This is a genomic window from Testudinibacter crocodili (assembly GCF_006228025.1).
GTDB lineage: Bacteria > Pseudomonadota > Gammaproteobacteria > Enterobacterales > Pasteurellaceae > Chelonobacter.
This window is the reverse complement of sequence record NZ_VDHF01000017.1, coordinates 52130-68758: the sequence shown is the minus strand read 5'-3', so window position 1 is coordinate 68758 and position 16629 is coordinate 52130. Positions and strand designations below refer to the sequence as shown.

The following is a 16629-nucleotide window of genomic DNA, read 5'->3' as shown; positions in this document are numbered from 1 at the left end:
ATAAAATATTATTTCGTTTTTTACAATAAATACTATAATAATATGTTTAGAAAGAATGCGTTAGAATATTATCATAGCTCAAACTGGAATACGAGAGTGCTTTTACTCTCTCGTATTCCGGCTTGGTTTTATATAGCCATATCAATATTTTTGCTATCTTTTTTTATTTTATATCTCTTATTTGGCTATTATACACGCCGCCTTGATATTCAGGGAGAATTAATTCTTTTACCCCATTCAGTTGTATTAAACTCACCTAAAGCAGGTTATATAAATGAAGCGATGGTAAGCACTGGTGATTTAGTTAGTAAAGATCAACCACTAGTAAAAATAAAACTAGAACGAATAATTGAAAATGGTGATGTTGGTATTAACTCAGCTCACTCAATTTCCTCTCAATTAAAACAAATAGATAGTATTATTTTTAGTTTAGAAAAAAGCAAAAAAATAACATTAGCTAATATTCAGAATCAAATTATACAAAATAAAAAAATTTTACTTGATATAGAAAACCCAATTAAAGAAATTGAGAAAAATATTGATGATATTTATGCATTAGTAACCTCTTATCGTAAACTCCATAAGAAAGGCATTGCAAGCTAAACTTATACAACAAAAAATAATAATTTCAAATTTAGATAGTGAAATGATCACGCAAGCTAACCAGTTTGATTCAGAAATATTAAAATATCATATTCAAAAAGATGAATTAAATATAAAGCTGATGGAGATTAAGTCTATTACTGAAATCATTATCAATTCACCTATAAATGGTCGGGTTGAAGCTATCCATATTACATCAGGACAGAGTATCCATGAGAATAGCCCTTTATTACAGATCAGCCCGTCACAAAAAAGAGAATATAAATTGGTATTTTGGATACCTAGTGATGGCATGCCTTATATTTCAATCGGTGAAAAAATAAAAGTGCGGTATGATGCTTTCCCTTATGAAAAATTTGGGCAATTCAATGGAATAATTGAGTCAATTTCAGCTATTCCTGCTTCGTCTCAAGAGCTCTCATTTTATAAAAATGCACCACTAAATGCTGATCCTAATAATCCACTCTACAAGGTTATTGTAAATATCGAACAACAGCAAATTGATTATGATAAAAAAACATTATTATTTACTGATGGTATGCGAGCTGAAGCAACAGTCTTCTTAGAAAAAAGACCTCTTTATCAATGGATATTTTTACCATTCTATAGTCTTCAGAAAAATTTAATATCAGAATCAGCAGAATATGGCTTAGCTAGTTTGGCGATGGTATTAAATTATTATCAGGATAGCTCGGATTTATTTTCATTACGTCGTCGCTATCATATTTCTGCAAAAGGAACAAATCTAAAAGAGCTATCAAAATTACTAATCTTAGCTTTCAGTATGATAAATTTTCCAAACCACTTTTTATAGATCTTTCTTTTGAAATTAATAATGGAGAAAGTGTTGCAATTGTTGCCCCTTCTGGTTTTGGAAAAACCACATTACTAAAAATAATTTCAGGTTTACTACAACCAACAAAAGGTAAAGTCTTTTTTAATCAGATTGATATTAATAAAGAGGATTGCTCCAATATTCTTGCCACTCACTATGTTTACATTTGATAGCGCAACAATCAACAGGCTAAATGCTATGTATTCCACAGATTTAATTCAGAAAAAAATAAATAAAACAATAAGTTAATATATATAAACTTAATCATAGAAGGGAAAATATGTGAACAAGATCATTGAAGTGATAATTAATATCAATAATAATCAGCTTGCTACTTAAGAACACAATAGCCAAGTTTATCATCGGAAGATAACTTTAATGATGAAGAAGGGTGAACACAGAGTTGAGGAATATAAATTCAACGCTGAAAAATATGCAAAAGATTATTTTTCTAATTATGGGGTACAAGGCAGTTATAATGAAAATATTAACAAGCAGAATAAATATAAAAGAGTTTATATTAGTAGTAGTCCTTTTCTCTTTGTTTAGAAACTTTATTTATCCATATATACCTATTGAAATAAATCTTTTTATCACCGAATTAGCATACATAATGATAATTACAAAAGCGTATAGATTCATTAACAATAAGCCAATTAATAAAGATTTGTGCTAAAACCGCACTTTTATCGACAAAACGGTAAAAGTGCGGCTTGCCGTCGAGCCTTAGGAACGGATAAATAACTGACGGTGATCCAGTGCCGGCAGTTGTGAACGCACTTCAGCCAAGCGCCGAAAATCAAGGGTCGCTAGCGCAAAACCTTCCCCTTCACCAACACCGCTGATAATCTCCCCCCAAGGGTCGATAATCATACTTTGTCCAAATGTAGTACGCCCATTTTGATGGCGTCCGCCTTGTGCCGAGGCAATCACATAACACTGATTTTCGATGGCTCTGGCACGCAACAGCACTTCCCAGTGCGCCTTGCCGGTGGTGTATGTGAACGCTGCCGGCAACACCAGCACGTCATACGGAGTTTGGGCGCGAAACAGTTCAGGAAACCGCAGGTCATAACAAATTCCTTGCCCAACCTCAATATCGCCAATCTTCAGTTGTGGTACTTGATAACCGGCTTGAATGCTGTCTGCTTCGCAATATTTTTCACCGATGCCGGTATAGCTGAACAGATGGATTTTGTCGTAACGGGAAAGCAGTTCGCCCTGTTCGCCATACACCAACATACTATTTAACACTTTATTGTCTTCACTGCTGCGCAGCGCAATCGAACCGGAAAATAACACGATGTTCAGCGCCTTTGCCAGCTCAGATAATAATACTTGTAATCTGCCCTCGCCAAAAGCTTCGGCGATCGCCAGCTTGTCCTGCTCATGCGCGCCCATTAACGCCCAATATTCCGGCAAAACCACCCATTTTGCCCCGGCTTTGGCGGCTTTGCGTACGAGTGTCTGCATCGTCTCGATATTATTATTGATATCTGTAGTTGAAACCATTTGAATGGTAGCAACTTTAAAATTGGCTGCCGTCATATGCCCTATCCTTCTGTATTACCTCTATCAATTTCAGTATCGCTTGATTCTATTCCGAAAACAAGCTTTCTGACAACGGAAAGCGTTTTTTTGTATGTTATACAATACATTGCGCTCAACTTAATTTTAAATAATATTACATTATTTTGCTATTTTACTACGTCCATAATCCAGGGCGGATTTTTAGATAAGATAAGATTATTTATTCAAAAATTCCAATTAATTCCAAATTGTTGTGTAAGTGCGGTTTTGCCAAGTAGAGTGATTTTTAATATTCGGCTGTCTTTTTGCTTCACTACCCATTGTTGTTTAATAAAATATTCGGCTAGCAATGTGCCTAAATGCCCGGCGAGGTGAGGGGTTCTTTCACTCCAGTCAAGACATTTCACCGCCATCTTACGTTTGACTTTCTGTTCTGTTTGCCAAATTCCGGCTTGCTGTAGCCATTTATAGCCAAGTGCGGTAATTTTCACCTCTTTGCTGTCGACATGGCTTTGAATATATTGCAAAGCATGTAATTGTTGATACAGTGCCACACCTAACTTTCCAGCGAGATGATTGTAGCAAAAACGTGCTTGGCACATCTCTTCTTGCGGTAATTTTCGTTTCACTTTTATCGTTGGTGCAAGATAGAGCATGGTTTCTAGAATTTGTGCGACTTCTTCATTGGCTAAGGCAAAATATTTGAACCGCCCCTGCGGAAAACAGATAATTAATTGGCTATCGAGCAAAACTTTTAAATGTGCCGTCGCCGCCGCTGGTTGAATCTCCGCACCGTATGCCAGCTCTTTAGCAGTAAAATATCGCCCTTCAAGCATAAGTAATAGCATCGATAAACGAATCTTATTGCCTAATGCGATAGCTATTTGATTTATCGCCATTTTTTCTCCATTGTTTATTTTTATCTTAACTGTTTCGGTTTGAATAAAGTACCTGCTGAGATTAATCTAGACGTCTCATTGATTATAAAGCAAACTATATGAATAAACTCACATTATCTTATTTTCACAGCAGCTTAGGTTTTTGGCTGACTTCGTTTTTAATTCCGTTGATGGTGCTGGATCTGACCGGTTCAGCTTTAACGGTTTCTATTTATTATGCACTGAATATTGCGCCTTACTTGTTGCTTACTCCATTCTCTGGTGTATTAGGGGATTGGCTCAACCGAAAACAAGTGATTATGTGGTGTGAATTACTGTGTTCGATTTGTGCATTATGCCTGTTTATTTTTATCGGTATTGAACAAAATATCACGATTTTGCTGTTATTTGGTTTCTTAATTTCATCACTTTCTGCATTTCACCACCCAATTTTTCAAGCGATTATTCCCGATCTGTTTTCCAAAGAAAAAATACAACACATTAATGCCAATATTGACATGATTGATAGTTTGGTGGGAATTATTGCACCAGCCTTATTAGGGGTCATTTTACTAAGTGTCGAAAAAAACAACTTATTATTATTTATTGCTTTTTGTTATCTGATTTCCTTTATTTCAACCCGCTTGATTATCTATCAACCACACTTGCAAAAGACAACAATGTCAATGCAAGGCATTTTCACTGCATTTTATGAGGGCGTACAGTATGTTTATCAAAAAACAGAATTACGCAATATTGCTATACTGTTTTTCTTTATTAATATTGGGATACGCTTGATTTTTCCAAATTTAATTTGGATCTATTCTTATCAATTTAATCTCACCGAACAAAGTACTTCTTTTCTATTTATTTTAATGGGAATTGGCGCAATTATTGGTGCAAAAATAGGAGGAATTATTATTGGTAAATTTACAGATATTACAATTATTTCTTTGGCTTCATTTACTATAGGTTTGTGTAGTTTAAGTTTAATTTTTGCGCCAAGTGCGGTGACACATGCCTTATTTTGGGCATTATCTTCATTGGTGCAATCGGTCATCGTAGTCACATTTTTCACTTACCGACAAAAAGTGACCGCACCTTTTATTTTAAGTCGTGTAATTGCCGTAACCCGTCTTATTTCCTATTTTGCTATTCCGATTGCGGCATTATCCGGCGGTTGGATTATTCAATATTTTAATCGCACAACGCCGATTTACCTTGCCAGTAGTTTGATTATTTTTATCAGTTTAGCCTTTTTTTTACGGATTCATCGACGAGATAAAAAGCCTGTTAAAACTGTGCTATGATTGGTGCATGATAAAATAATGACATAATCCACAATGGCAAAATCAAACTACATTACTCGCAACGGCTGGAATGTGCTGGATCAAGAGTTGAAATTTCTCTGGCGTGAAGAGCGTCCGAAAGTGACGCAGGCGGTCTCTGAAGCGGCGGCATTGGGCGATCGCAGTGAAAATGCGGAATATATTTACGGCAAACGCCGCTTGCGTGAAATCGATCGCCGGGTGCGCTTTTTAAGCAAACGCTTGGATGTGCTGCAAATCGTGGATTATCACCCGAAACAAGAGGGCAAAGTGTTTTTCGGGGCGTGGGTGGAATTGGAAGATGTCGATGGCGACAACAAGCACTATCGGATTGTCGGCTGTGATGAATTTGATCCGCACAAAAACTGGATTTCGATTGATTCGCCGGTCGCACGTGCCTTAATCGGCAAAGCGGTTGACGATGAAATCAAGGTCAATACCCCGTCCGGTGAAGTGGTGTGGTATATCAATAAAATTTGGTATCAGGCGGATTAAGGTAAGTCATGACGAAAAGTGCGGTTTAATCTACGCAAAAAAATCGGTTGATACAACGCATGGCGGCTTAAACGGTCGCCGATTTTTTTGATGCCGACAAAAGCAAGTGCGGTCATCGCCAACACAAACAGCGCAAGAATCAGTTCGTTATCTAAATACAGCGAGCCGATCACGGTCGAAAGCAAAAGTGCGGTCAGCGGCACGATATACAGCAGCATCGCCGAGAGGAGCATGGATTTTTCTTGCAAGCCAATTTCGATCAAATCGCCCTGCCGCAGCGGTTCGGCAACGGCAATTTCAAACAACAAACTGCCATCGTTTTTGCTGCCGTTCAGCTCCGAGAGTGCCGCTGCGCCACAACTGGCACGCGCCGCACAACCGCCACACCCTTGTTTGGTCTCGCAGCGCACTGTGGCGATGCCGTTATGGTAGTCTGCTACTACTGCGGTTTCAATCAGCATTGTTATTGTCCGTTGCTGTCAAAGCTGAGATCTTTGACAATCCGTTTTGCCGTCGCCAATGGAACCTGCCCGATTAACGTGATTTCACGGTTATTCAGCACCTCGCTGTAAATCGTATTGCCTGCCTGCTGCCAATAGTGCTCGCCTAATTTGTCTTCGATGTTATGATTGATATATAAGCTGAAAGAGAAAAGCCCGTCACTAAACATCACACTTTCCAACATGCCAATTTCCGTTTGATAGTGTTCATGTTTTATTCGTTGGAATCCCGGCGGCAGCCAAGCCAAGCGCCATTGCTGTTTACCCGGCAGCGCATCACCTTGTACATTAATCAACGGTGGTAAATTAAGTTGATCTAAGCGACTGCTCAGCGTTTGTAATTCAATCGCGTCTTGTTGCAGCGCAATCACCCGAAATTGCTCCAACAATTCGCCGTTGCGTTCTAACATATCGCTGCGCAGTAACAGATGACTCTGCTCATCCAGCCATAAAACATACTGGTAACGGAAATCATCTTTCGGCAGCAGCCGAATCACTTGAGCAACCCGATCAGCGATACGGGTTTTACCGGCATCAACAAAATCATAATAGCTTTTCAGCTTATCGTAATCTGCATAAACCACACTGGGAATATTGTCCAAAATGTACGGGCCTTTAATACTGAACGGCTGATAGCCGTTGCCGTAATAACTGATAATAGCATCACGTTGCACCACTTCCTGCTGCACGCCGTCTAAAGCGGACAATTGAGCGTAATGGCGCTGATTGGCAAAAACGTGACGATATTGGTAGCTGTTAACCTGATTCGGTAAGATTTGGATAAACGCCATTTCATAATTGCCGTGGCGCCATGTTTGCGCCATTCGTTGCAGTGTATCCAACAGTGTCGCAGGCAATGCCGGATTTTGCACCGGCTCGCCCAATGACTGAAGTGCGGGTTGGCTATTTTGTTGTGCATTTAACACGTTAGAAAAAGTCAGGGTCGCACAAATAACCCATGCTGTTTTAAATAACTTCATAAAGGTCTCAACATAAACCGACTAGAGTGGATTAAATTTGTTTTAAGGCAAAGCACAGCAACGCAGTATTAGAACTAATTTAATTCACTATAAAACAAATTCACCACCAAAAGGTGGTGAATATCATCATCGTATTATGATTTGCTTACTCATGGCTAGCGGCAGCACTCAAGGGCTGAGTGTGGCTGCGGCGCTGCAATTCATAATTTTGCAGCATCATGTTAATCCGCTTGCTTTGCTGTTCAAGCTGCGCCTGAGTCGGCACATCTTGACTTGGGGCATTATAGCTGACTTGCTGAATATTATTGGTAAACGGCAGCGTTTGCAGCACCGGATTATCAGCAACCTGGACACCATTGTCGCTTTGCAGATAGTTCTGTACACCAAAAACCGCAACCAAGCACACTGTCGCTGCCACAGCAACTTGAGTCAGCGGCGCAAACAAACCTTTGAGTTTTTGCATAAACGGTAATTTTTCTACTTCGGCTGGCGTTGGTTGAGCAACTGTCGCTTGGGCAGCAAAGTGCGGTGCTGGCTCTGCGTCAATCAGTGTTGCCATTTTCGCAGTAAAATCGGTACCGAGCAGCACCGTTGTTTCCTGACGCACCACAGTACGCACCAGATGGTAGTGATTCCATGCCTGTTGAAGTTCTTCATCTTGGCAAAGAGAATCCAGCAGATGATCATTCTGATATTCTCCATCCAGATAAGCTGAAAGCAACTCTTTTTGCATTTTAATCTACTCCGCTATTTTTAATCAATTTTTAGTCAACTGTTCAGTTCACTTAAGTTTCGTCAATATTAACGTTCGTTGTTGATTAGAGGTGAAATCTTGCTGTCGATAATTTCCCTTGCCCGAAAAATGCGAGAACGTACCGTTCCGACTGGACAATCCATAATCTCAGCAATCTCTTCGTAACTCAATCCCTCTAATTCCCTCAATGTAATTGAGGTTTTTAATTCTTCTGGTAGAGCGGCAATCGTTTCAAACACGATTTTTTTCAATTCCGACGATAAAATCAAATTTTCTGGCGTATCAATATTTCTCAAACTGTCGCCGGCATCATACGTTTCTGCATCTTCAGCCTGAATATCTTCACTGGGTGGGCGCCGCCCTTGTGCCGTGAGATAATTTTTCGCTGTATTGACGGCAATTCGATAAAGCCAAGTATAAAATGCGCTATCGCCACGAAACAGTTCCAAAGAGCGGTAGGCTTTAATAAAAGTTTCCTGCACCACATCCGGAATATCGTTTGCCGAAACATAACGGGTCAGCAACCCTGCCACTTTATTTTGGTGACGTGCAACCAACAAATTAAATGCTTTTTTATCACCTTGCTGTGCCTTTTCTACCAGAGCCTGATCTGTTAGTTGTTCACTCATCAGAAGTGAATCTCCTTACCTCATATTACGCTAACAATCCAATTGCAATGACAGTAGGTCGGTATACTGAATTAGAGAGCACAATTTTTTAAAAGTTCAATTTTTATAAAAATTATCTTAATTATTTCTTAATTTTTGCTTAAATGCGCTTGAATCAGCCGTACCATTTCGTCCAACGCCGGAGTGGGGGCGGATTGTTGCTTCATCAGCCAGCGAAACAACTCGGGATCGGTGTAATCCAATAATTCAACAAAAGTCGCCTTTTGTGCGTCAGAAAGATGCTCAAACCGGTTTTGGTAAAACGGCATAATCATAAAATCCAGCTCCAGCATCCCGCGCCGACAAGCCCATGCGATTTTTAATTGATTGTATTGACCCATCTTCTCTTCCTACGCTTACCGCGATTTAAGCCCCGAATGGCGCAAATCATACCATAATTCTTTAAACCGCAGGCATAAAAAAACCCGACATCACATCGGGCTTTTTCATTAAAAACAAAAATTATTTAATTTTTGCTTCTTTATATAGAACATGCTTACGAACAACGGGATCGTATTTTTTGATCTCCATTTTTTCAGGCATGTTACGTTTGTTTTTTGTCGTAGTGTAGAAATGACCTGTTTCAGCAGTAGAAACCAGTTTGATTTTCTCACGAGCACCTTTACTTGCCATAATTCAGATCCTTAAAATTTTTCGCCTTTGGCACGTAAATCAGTCAAAACTGAATCGATACCTTTTTTATCAATAATCCGCATACCTTTGGCAGAAACGCGCAAAGTAACGAATCTTTTTTCACTTTCAACCCAAAAACGATGGGAGTGCAAATTCGGTAGAAAACGACGTTTGGTCGCATTCATTGCGTGCGAACGGTTGTTACCAACTGCCGGACGCTTGCCTGTTACTTGACAGACTCTAGACATGGTTAATTCTCCAATAAAACTTATTTAGCTCGAGCTTCGTGGTTCGGATCCCGCCTTGCGGTAACCTCGTCAGGTGTGTAACCCGACCCACGCCAATATTAAAGGTGGGGGATTATACCATTTTTTTGCAGTGACTCAAGTATAAAAACAGATTAAATCCAATTTTCAGCGACCAGTGGATCTTTTGCTCTGCTCATAACCAACCCAGCTCAGAGAACGCGCGATAACTGCCATGCCCGATAACAAAATGATCCAGTAACCGCACTTCGACCAGATCGCATGCCAAACGGATCCGATCGGTAATTGCACGATCGGCTTCACTCGGCTCGGCAATACCGGACGGATGGTTGTGCGCTAAAATTAAAGCCGCGGCATTATAGGCAAGTGCGGTTTTCACAATTTCACGCGGATGCACATAGGCGCTGTTGATACTGCCGAGAAACATCTCCTCTTGTTTAATCAGACGATGTTGATTGTCTAAAAACAGCACTAAAAAAACTTCTCGCTGCCGTGCCTCCAATTCAGTTTGCAGATACAGCCGCACAGTTTCCGGATTCGAAAACACCACTTCGCACTGTAATTCTTGCTGCAAATAACGCTTGGTCATCTCTTTGCACGCCTGCAATTGAATATATTGTGTCAGCCCCAACCCTTTCATCTGACAAAACTGCTGTTGATCCACATTCAGCAATTCACGCAGCGAACCGAAATGCACCAACACCTGTGCCGCCAATGCCATCACTGGGCAACCTTTAATACCAGTACGCAAAAAGATCGCCAGCAGCTCTTGGTCAGATAATTGTGCTGCACCATAATATAACAACTTTTCACGCGGCATCAGTTCATGGAACGTTAGCGCCTCTGAGCTTCCCTTGTTTTCACCCTTCATCACACACAATCTCTTCTTAAAAGATAAGCAGAACAGCAGTTTGCTTGCCTAAACTGAGGAAGAAAACGATGGATAACTATTTTTGCGATCCAGTGCGTAAAACCCGTAACCAAGCTGCCCTAGCCCAAGCAAGAAAATTCCAGTAAAATAGTGCAAATTGACTAACGGAAATCACAACTTGAGAACCTCGCCATGTCAGAATTAAACGGAAAACGCATTGTCGTCGGTATCAGCGGCGGAATTGCTGCCTATAAAAGCATAGAACTGATCCGCTTGTTACGCAAAAGCCATGCCGAAGTGCGAGTAGTGTTGACCGATGCCGCTACTCACTTTGTCACGCCACTGACCTTGCAGGCAATTTCCGGTCATCCGGTGGCGGATTCGCTGCTGGATCCACAAGCCGAGTTAGCAATGGGGCATATTGAATTGGCAAAATGGGCAGACTGTATCGTGATTGCCCCTGCCACTGCCGATTTGCTGGCACGTCTTGCTGTCGGCATTGCCAATGATCTGTTGACGACGATCTGTCTCGCCAGCGCAGCGCCAATTTTGTTAGCACCAGCAATGAACCAACAGATGTATCGCCAAACGGTTGTGCAGCAAAATTTATCATTGTTGCAACAACGCGGCTTGAAACTGATTGGTCCCAATGACGGTGAACAAGCTTGTGGCGATGTCGGTGCCGGACGTATGTCTGAACCACATGAAATTTTCAACTGCATTCAAACCGCACTTTCAAGTGAGCAGCCATTTAAAGGCTTAAAAGTTACCATTACCGCGGGTCCGACACGCGAAGCCATCGATCCGGTGCGCTTTATCAGTAATCACAGTTCCGGTAAAATGGGGTTTGCTTTAGCCCGTGCCTTTGCCGAACAAGGCGCTGAAGTCAGTTTGGTTGCCGGTCCGGTCAATTTGACAACGCCACAAAATGTGCGGCGCTACGATGTGGAATCGGCACAACAGATGCACGATGTCACCTTATCCCTGGCGCCACAGCAAGATATTGTGATCGGCTGCGCCGCAGTGGCAGACTATCGGATGCAGACCGTTGCCGAGCAGAAACTAAAAAAAACTAATAACAATGAGCAACTGGTGTTAACCTTAGTCAAAAATCCGGATATCATCGCTGCGGTCGCAGCGCTATCAGTACAGCGTCCGTTTGTGGTCGGCTTCGCTGCCGAAACTCAAGCAGTGTTGGAGTATGCAGCTAAAAAACTACAACGCAAAAATTTGGATATGATCTGTGCCAACGATGTTGCGCTACAAGGGCAGGGCTTTAACAGTGAGCACAACGCCTTAACTGTGCTGTGGAAAGGCGGGCAACAGCAGCTGCCACTCAGTGATAAATACACGCTAAGCCAAAAACTGGCGGCATTGATCGTACAGCAATATCGTGCTGGCGAAGGCTAAAATAACAACATAAAAACGAGAACATAAAAAAATGAAAAAAATCGACATCAAAGTTTTGGATCCACGTATCGGCAACGAATTTCCACTGCCAAGTTATGCCACGCCCGGATCTGCCGGTTTGGATCTGCGTGCTTTGCTGAATCAAGCTATCACGTTGCAGCCCGGCGAAACCCAATTGATTCCGACCGGTTTATCCATTTACGTTGCCGACCCCAATCTGGCAGCGGTTATCCTGCCTCGTTCCGGCTTGGGGCATAAAAATGGCATTGTATTGGGCAATTTAGTCGGGCTAATCGACTCCGATTATCAAGGGCCGTTAATGGTATCATTGTGGAATCGTGGCAATACGCCTTTCACGGTAGAGGTCGGTGATCGCATTGCGCAACTGGTGTTTGTACCGGTGGTGCAGGCGGAATTTAACGTTGTCACCGAATTCGACCAGACCGAACGTGGCAGCGGCGGTTTCGGGCACTCCGGTAAGCAATAACGCGTCATGAATCATTCTGTAAATAATAGCCCATCGGCAAAACGTTCGATAAAAGAGCGGCGTAAACAAGTGCTGACCGTGCTTGCGCATATGCTGCATTCCGAGAAAGGCATGGAGCGCATCACCACCGCCCGTTTGGCACAAGAGATCGGCGTGTCCGAAGCCGCACTTTATCGCTATTACCCCAGCAAAACCAAGATGTTCGAAGCGTTGATCGATCTGATTGAAGAGAATCTGCTACACCGCATCAAGCAGTCGATAAAAAATGACACCGACACCGTAACTCGCATTCATAATATTATGCAAATGATTCTGGATTTTGCGCGCAAAAATCCAGGCATGACCAGAGTGCTGAGCGGACATGCGCTGATGTTTGAAGATCCAGCACTCAAAGTACGGATCGTCAAATTTTTCGACGGTCTGGAATTGCAATTCAACAATATTTTGCAAATGCAGCGCTTACGCAACGGTAAAGCATTTGAAATTGATGAAAAAGTGATCGCCGCTCATCTGGTGACCTTTTGCGAAGGGCAATTTTTACGCTACGTGCGCACCAATTTTCGTCGCAACAACCACAGTGAATTTGAACAACAATGGCCGTTATTTGCGTCCTTATTAAAATAGCGTTACTATGATCATTCCATGGCAAACATTAGCAGCAGAAACTCTCGACAATATCTTGGAATCTTTTGTGCTGCGTGAGGGAACCGATTACGGTGCAATCGAGCTGACATTGGCGCAAAAAAAGACACAGCTACGTCGCCAACTGGAAGCAGGCAATGCCATATTAGTATGGTCAGAGCTACATCAGTCGATTGATATCAAAGATAAAAAATTATTTTTACAAGCACAATAAGCCGTATTGTTGAGAATACAGCAACATCGTTAAAAGAGGCATTTATGCAAGATCAATTTGCAACAAAACCAACATCTTCAGATCCAACATTAGAGTGGTTTCTTTCTCATTGCCATATCCATAAATATCCGTCGAAAAGCACCTTGATTCACGCCGGTGAAAAAGCCGAAACGTTATATTATTTAATCAAAGGCACAGTTTCGGTGTCGATTAAAGATGAAGACGGCAAAGAGATGATTCTTTCATATCTGAACCAAGGAGATTTTGTCGGCGAAATCGGGCTATTTGAACAAGAAAGTGAGCGCACGGCTTGGGTGCGTGCCAAGACCACTTGCGAGGTGGCAGAAATTTCCTATAAAAAATTCCGCCAACTGATTCAAATCAATCCTGAAGTGCTGATGTACCTTTCGACCCAGCTGGCAAGACGCTTGCAACACACTTCCAAACAAGTCAGCAATCTAGCGTTTTTGGATGTGACCGGACGCATTGCACAAACGCTACTAAATTTAGCAAGAATGCCAGAAGCCATGACACACCCTGATGGCATGCAAATCAAGATTACTCGTCAGGAAATCGGACAGATCGTCGGCTGCTCGCGCGAAACCGTCGGTCGGATTCTAAAAATGCTAGAAGATCAAAACCTGATCTCGGCACACGGTAAAACTATTGTGGTGTACGGCACCCGCTAAGACCGCACTTTATCATGTTAAAAACCTTGCAGGGCGTGCTCTGCAAGGTTTTTTATTGTTTAAAGATAATAACAATTTTCATTTGTCAAAGCCCGCGCACTTCTTTATGATAATGGTTATTTAAAATATATCTTTAAACTCAATCCAGAAAAATAAAAAGTGTGAAGGTGTGAATATGAAAAAAGAGGAAGTCGGGCACAATTTCTTGGCACGTTTAGGCAAAACTCGCTTGCGTCCAGGCGGGCGACGTGCCACCGAATGGCTGATTGAACACGGCAACTTCAATTCCGGCTGCCAAGTGCTGGAAGTGGCGTGCAATATGGCAACCACCGCAATCGGTTTGGCAAAGCAATACGGCTGCCAAATCACTGGCGTCGATTTAGACGAACAAGCATTAAGCAAAGCCGAAGCCAATATTCAGCGCCACGGTTTACAGCATAAAATCCACCTCCAACGCGCCAATGCTACTAAGTTGCCGTTTGCCGACAACTGTTTTGATGTGGTGATCAACGAAGCAATGCTGACCATGCTACCGCTGGAAGCGAAGCGCAAAGCCATCAGCGAGTATTTTCGCGTGCTGAAACCGGGTGGCGTATTGCTGACCCATGATGTAATGCTGACCCGCGATGACGACCCCGAAATTATCCAAGATCTGCGCCATGCGATTAACATCACCGTCACACCGCTGAGCCAAGCAAACTGGCAAAATCTATTTCTGGAGTGTGGTTTTTCCCGTTGCAAATCAATTCATGACCGCATGACGCTATTATCGCCAATCGGCATGATTTATGATGAAGGCGTCGCCGGCACATTCAACATTGTGCGTAATGCTTTAAAACCGCAAAATTTTCCAACTTTTAAGAAAATGTTTAAGCTGTTCAATGACCCACAACAGCGGCTGAATTTTATTGCGGTATGCAGCTATAAAGCCGGGTAACTAAAGTCGATCGCACTTTTCTAGCCGCACTTTCACCTAAAAAGTGCGGTTTTCTGCTTCAATCGCAACCACTAATTGCAACCACTAATTGCAACCACTTCAGCGCTGTTGTTTGCCACAAAACGAAAACGGACGTTGAATTGCCAGATGCTGATGCCGTAAATCCGTTCACTGTAATGGCGATCGCCGCTTTGTTGCTGATAAGCCGGGCGTGGATCTTGTTCAATCAGTTGGCGGATAAAACGTTGTAGGTTCGGATAATCGTATTGTTGCTGTATAAACGCCTCCACATCGGGAGCAAACCGCACTTGGATCTCGCTGCTGGGTTTGGTTTGAGCAAAACCGCTTACGGCATTTGGTTCACTATCGGCGTAGGCAAGATAGGGCTTGATATCCAGAATCGGCGTACCGTTGACTAAGTCGATGCCGCCAACCTGTAACCGCACTTTACCCTTCTCTATTTGGATGCCGTCCAACCGCACTTTGGATAAACCGATTGGGTTTGGGCGGTGGGTGGCGCGCGAAGCGAACACACCAACTCGCTGGTTGCCGCCCAGACGTGGTGGGCGCACGGTGGGCTGCCATTTATCGACAGCGATGCGATCAAACTGAAAAATCAGCCATAAATGGCTGAACTGTTCCAAACCTCGTACCGTTTCGGGCTGATTATAGGGCGGCAACAGCTCAATGATGCCCGTGCCGTCTGGCACCAAATCCGGCTGACGCGGCACAGCAAATTTTTCATTATACGGCGTGCGTGCGACTGCCACCGGTTGCAGTTGTAACGCAGAAAATACGAAATCCACTGACATTCTGGACTTTTCCTCTTAAAAAAGCACGAAAATACCCGCTCAAATCAAAACACGGAGAAAATTTTGGCATATAATACCACTCAAATTATAAACAAACATCAACAGACCCTAGTGTGGCGTATAACCGCACTTTTATTTTTTATTAAAATAGTAACGATGGATAAGACCTCTTTAAAAATGTGGCTGGAAACTGCCCGACCGAAAACCTTGCCACTGGCGTTAGCATCGATTGTCAGCGGATCGGCGTTGGCAAAATGGAATGGCAGTTTCAGCTTGCCGATTCTGTTACTGTCAATTTTGACCGCACTTTTATTGCAGGTCGTCTCCAATTTCGCCAACGATTACGGCGATCACCTCAAAGGCTCTGACACTGCCGACCGCATCGGCCCGCTACGCGGCATTCAGCATGGGGTGATCAGCCCCAAACAACTTAAAGCCGGGCTGATTTTAGTTATTCTAGCCACCTTATGCTGCGGCTCGGCGCTGATTTTGCTCGCCACCGAAAGCTGGCAGGATTTGATCGCTTTTGCGGTATTGGGCGTGGTGGCGGTGTTGGCGTCGATCACTTACACCATCGGGCGCAAACCCTACGGTTATTTAGGTTTGGGTGATATTTCGGTGTTGATCTTTTTCGGCTGGCTCGGTGTGGGCGGCAGTTATTACCTGCAAATTCACCGTATCGACTTTCCGGTGTTGATGGTTGCCACTGCGTGTGGCTTATTGGCGACCGCCGTGTTGAATATCAACAATCTGCGCGACATCGAACAGGATCGCAAAGTCGGCAAAAATACTCTTGCGGTGCGACTGGGCGATAAACCTGCCAAAATTTATCACTGTTGGCTGCTTGCCTGTGCCATGGTGCTATATTTGGTATTTACGCTGCTCTATTTTCCACATTGGTCAGGGTTATTGCCAATTTTAGCCTTTCCGTTGCTGATCAAACACGCTTGGATGGTGTTTCACGCCGAACAGCCGCAACAGCTTCGTCCGATGTTGGCACAAATGTCACTGCTGGCGCTATCGGTTAATCTGCTATTTAGCACCGGATTACTGCTGTCAAGCGGGTTTAATTGGTAATTTTTATGTTTCCTGTTTAT

At 42.8% G+C, this 16629-nt stretch carries 23 protein-coding genes; 12 read left to right on the top strand and 11 right to left on the bottom strand.

Annotation, left to right across the window (positions count from 1 at the left end; genetic code table 11):
- From FHQ23_RS01785 to FHQ23_RS12670, 3 genes are all read left to right on the top strand, one after another.
- Positions 1 to 603 (top strand): HlyD family secretion protein (locus tag FHQ23_RS01785; protein WP_503660760.1); only part of this gene is annotated, 603 nt, incomplete at its 5' end.
- On the top strand, positions 593 to 1417 hold the full coding sequence (locus tag FHQ23_RS01780; RefSeq protein WP_139612788.1) for a cysteine peptidase family C39 domain-containing protein: 825 nt from the start codon (positions 593 to 595) through the stop codon (positions 1415 to 1417). The genes FHQ23_RS01785 and FHQ23_RS01780, both read left to right, overlap by 11 nt.
- The gene (locus FHQ23_RS12670) at positions 1303 to 1608 is read left to right on the top strand and encodes an ATP-binding cassette domain-containing protein (protein ID WP_139612796.1); all 306 of its coding nucleotides are present in this window, start codon (positions 1303 to 1305) and stop codon (positions 1606 to 1608) included. The genes FHQ23_RS01780 and FHQ23_RS12670 overlap by 115 nt, the downstream gene beginning before the upstream one ends.
- 556 nt (positions 1609 to 2164) lie before the next feature.
- Here the strand turns inward: FHQ23_RS12670 and FHQ23_RS01770 are convergent.
- Together FHQ23_RS01770 and FHQ23_RS01765 are read right to left on the bottom strand one after the other, a co-directional pair.
- Positions 2165 to 2986: a carbon-nitrogen hydrolase family protein gene (locus FHQ23_RS01770; protein WP_139612787.1), complete on the bottom strand. Its 822-nt coding sequence runs from the start codon at positions 2984 to 2986 to the stop codon at positions 2165 to 2167.
- Between the two features lie 206 nt (positions 2987 to 3192).
- On the bottom strand, positions 3193 to 3867 hold the full coding sequence (locus tag FHQ23_RS01765) for an ArsR/SmtB family transcription factor (protein ID WP_139612786.1): 675 nt from the start codon (positions 3865 to 3867) through the stop codon (positions 3193 to 3195).
- A 98-nt stretch (positions 3868 to 3965) separates the two neighbouring features.
- On the opposite strand from FHQ23_RS01765, the gene FHQ23_RS01760 reads away from it, so the two are divergent.
- Positions 3966 to 5156 (top strand): MFS transporter, encoded by a 1191-nt coding sequence (locus FHQ23_RS01760; RefSeq protein ID WP_139612785.1) that lies wholly within the window; start codon positions 3966 to 3968, stop codon positions 5154 to 5156.
- 33 nt (positions 5157 to 5189) lie between these two features.
- On the top strand, positions 5190 to 5669 hold the full coding sequence (gene greB / locus FHQ23_RS01755) for a transcription elongation factor GreB (RefSeq protein ID WP_139612784.1): 480 nt from the start codon (positions 5190 to 5192) through the stop codon (positions 5667 to 5669).
- Here greB and FHQ23_RS01750 read toward each other — a convergent pair.
- From FHQ23_RS01750 to radC, 8 genes are all read right to left on the bottom strand, one after another.
- Positions 5666 to 6130 carry a SoxR reducing system RseC family protein gene (locus FHQ23_RS01750; protein ID WP_139612783.1) on the bottom strand — a complete coding sequence of 155 codons (465 nt, stop codon included), beginning with the start codon at positions 6128 to 6130 and terminating at the stop codon, positions 5666 to 5668. The genes greB and FHQ23_RS01750 overlap by 4 nt on opposite strands.
- Before the next feature lie 2 nt (positions 6131 to 6132).
- A complete protein-coding gene (locus FHQ23_RS01745) occupies positions 6133 to 7149 on the bottom strand; it encodes a MucB/RseB C-terminal domain-containing protein (RefSeq protein ID WP_139612782.1) in 1017 nt (338 codons plus the stop codon).
- Between the two features lie 145 nt (positions 7150 to 7294).
- Positions 7295 to 7882, bottom strand: a complete 588-nt coding sequence (locus tag FHQ23_RS01740) for a sigma-E factor negative regulatory protein (RefSeq protein ID WP_139612781.1) — start codon at positions 7880 to 7882, stop codon at positions 7295 to 7297.
- Positions 7883 to 7950: 68 nt separating this feature from the next.
- Positions 7951 to 8532: an RNA polymerase sigma factor RpoE gene (gene rpoE / locus FHQ23_RS01735; RefSeq protein WP_132965182.1), complete on the bottom strand. Its 582-nt coding sequence runs from the start codon at positions 8530 to 8532 to the stop codon at positions 7951 to 7953.
- A 128-nt stretch (positions 8533 to 8660) separates the two neighbouring features.
- On the bottom strand, positions 8661 to 8912 hold the full coding sequence (locus FHQ23_RS01730) for an FAD assembly factor SdhE (protein WP_139612780.1): 252 nt from the start codon (positions 8910 to 8912) through the stop codon (positions 8661 to 8663).
- 121 nt (positions 8913 to 9033) lie between these two features.
- Complete coding sequence (rpmG, locus tag FHQ23_RS01725; RefSeq protein WP_132965186.1) at positions 9034 to 9204, bottom strand: 50S ribosomal protein L33; 171 nt, start codon at positions 9202 to 9204, stop codon at positions 9034 to 9036.
- An 11-nt stretch (positions 9205 to 9215) separates the two neighbouring features.
- Positions 9216 to 9452, bottom strand: coding sequence for a 50S ribosomal protein L28 (gene rpmB / locus FHQ23_RS01720; RefSeq protein WP_139612779.1), 237 nt, complete (start codon positions 9450 to 9452; stop codon positions 9216 to 9218).
- A gap of 193 nt (positions 9453 to 9645) precedes the next feature.
- Positions 9646 to 10341: a RadC family protein gene (gene radC, locus FHQ23_RS01715; protein ID WP_267963595.1), complete on the bottom strand. Its 696-nt coding sequence runs from the start codon at positions 10339 to 10341 to the stop codon at positions 9646 to 9648.
- 192 nt (positions 10342 to 10533) lie between these two features.
- Between radC and coaBC the strand changes: the two genes are divergently transcribed.
- The 6 genes from coaBC (at position 10534) to FHQ23_RS01685 (ending at position 14720) form a co-directional block, all read left to right on the top strand.
- Positions 10534 to 11751 (top strand): bifunctional phosphopantothenoylcysteine decarboxylase/phosphopantothenate--cysteine ligase CoaBC, encoded by a 1218-nt coding sequence (gene coaBC / locus FHQ23_RS01710; protein WP_139612778.1) that lies wholly within the window; start codon positions 10534 to 10536, stop codon positions 11749 to 11751.
- A gap of 31 nt (positions 11752 to 11782) precedes the next feature.
- Positions 11783 to 12238: a dUTP diphosphatase gene (gene dut, locus FHQ23_RS01705; RefSeq protein ID WP_139612777.1), complete on the top strand. Its 456-nt coding sequence runs from the start codon at positions 11783 to 11785 to the stop codon at positions 12236 to 12238.
- 6 nt (positions 12239 to 12244) lie between these two features.
- Positions 12245 to 12862, top strand: coding sequence for a nucleoid occlusion factor SlmA (gene slmA / locus FHQ23_RS01700; RefSeq protein ID WP_139612776.1), 618 nt, complete (start codon positions 12245 to 12247; stop codon positions 12860 to 12862).
- A gap of 7 nt (positions 12863 to 12869) precedes the next feature.
- Positions 12870 to 13094, top strand: a complete 225-nt coding sequence (locus tag FHQ23_RS01695) for a YheU family protein (RefSeq protein ID WP_139612775.1) — start codon at positions 12870 to 12872, stop codon at positions 13092 to 13094.
- 44 nt (positions 13095 to 13138) lie between these two features.
- On the top strand, positions 13139 to 13783 hold the full coding sequence (gene crp, locus FHQ23_RS01690; RefSeq protein WP_132965196.1) for a cAMP-activated global transcriptional regulator CRP: 645 nt from the start codon (positions 13139 to 13141) through the stop codon (positions 13781 to 13783).
- Positions 13784 to 13958: 175 nt separating this feature from the next.
- Positions 13959 to 14720 carry a class I SAM-dependent methyltransferase gene (locus FHQ23_RS01685; protein WP_139612774.1) on the top strand — a complete coding sequence of 254 codons (762 nt, stop codon included), beginning with the start codon at positions 13959 to 13961 and terminating at the stop codon, positions 14718 to 14720.
- A gap of 71 nt (positions 14721 to 14791) precedes the next feature.
- On the opposite strand, the gene tsaA is transcribed toward FHQ23_RS01685, so the two are convergent.
- Positions 14792 to 15532, bottom strand: a complete 741-nt coding sequence (tsaA, locus tag FHQ23_RS01680) for a tRNA (N6-threonylcarbamoyladenosine(37)-N6)-methyltransferase TrmO (RefSeq protein ID WP_139612773.1) — start codon at positions 15530 to 15532, stop codon at positions 14792 to 14794.
- Positions 15533 to 15688: 156 nt separating this feature from the next.
- On the opposite strand from tsaA, the gene FHQ23_RS01675 reads away from it, so the two are divergent.
- Complete coding sequence (locus FHQ23_RS01675) at positions 15689 to 16609, top strand: 1,4-dihydroxy-2-naphthoate polyprenyltransferase (protein WP_139612772.1); 921 nt, start codon at positions 15689 to 15691, stop codon at positions 16607 to 16609.
- Positions 16610 to 16629 lie beyond the last annotated feature (20 nt).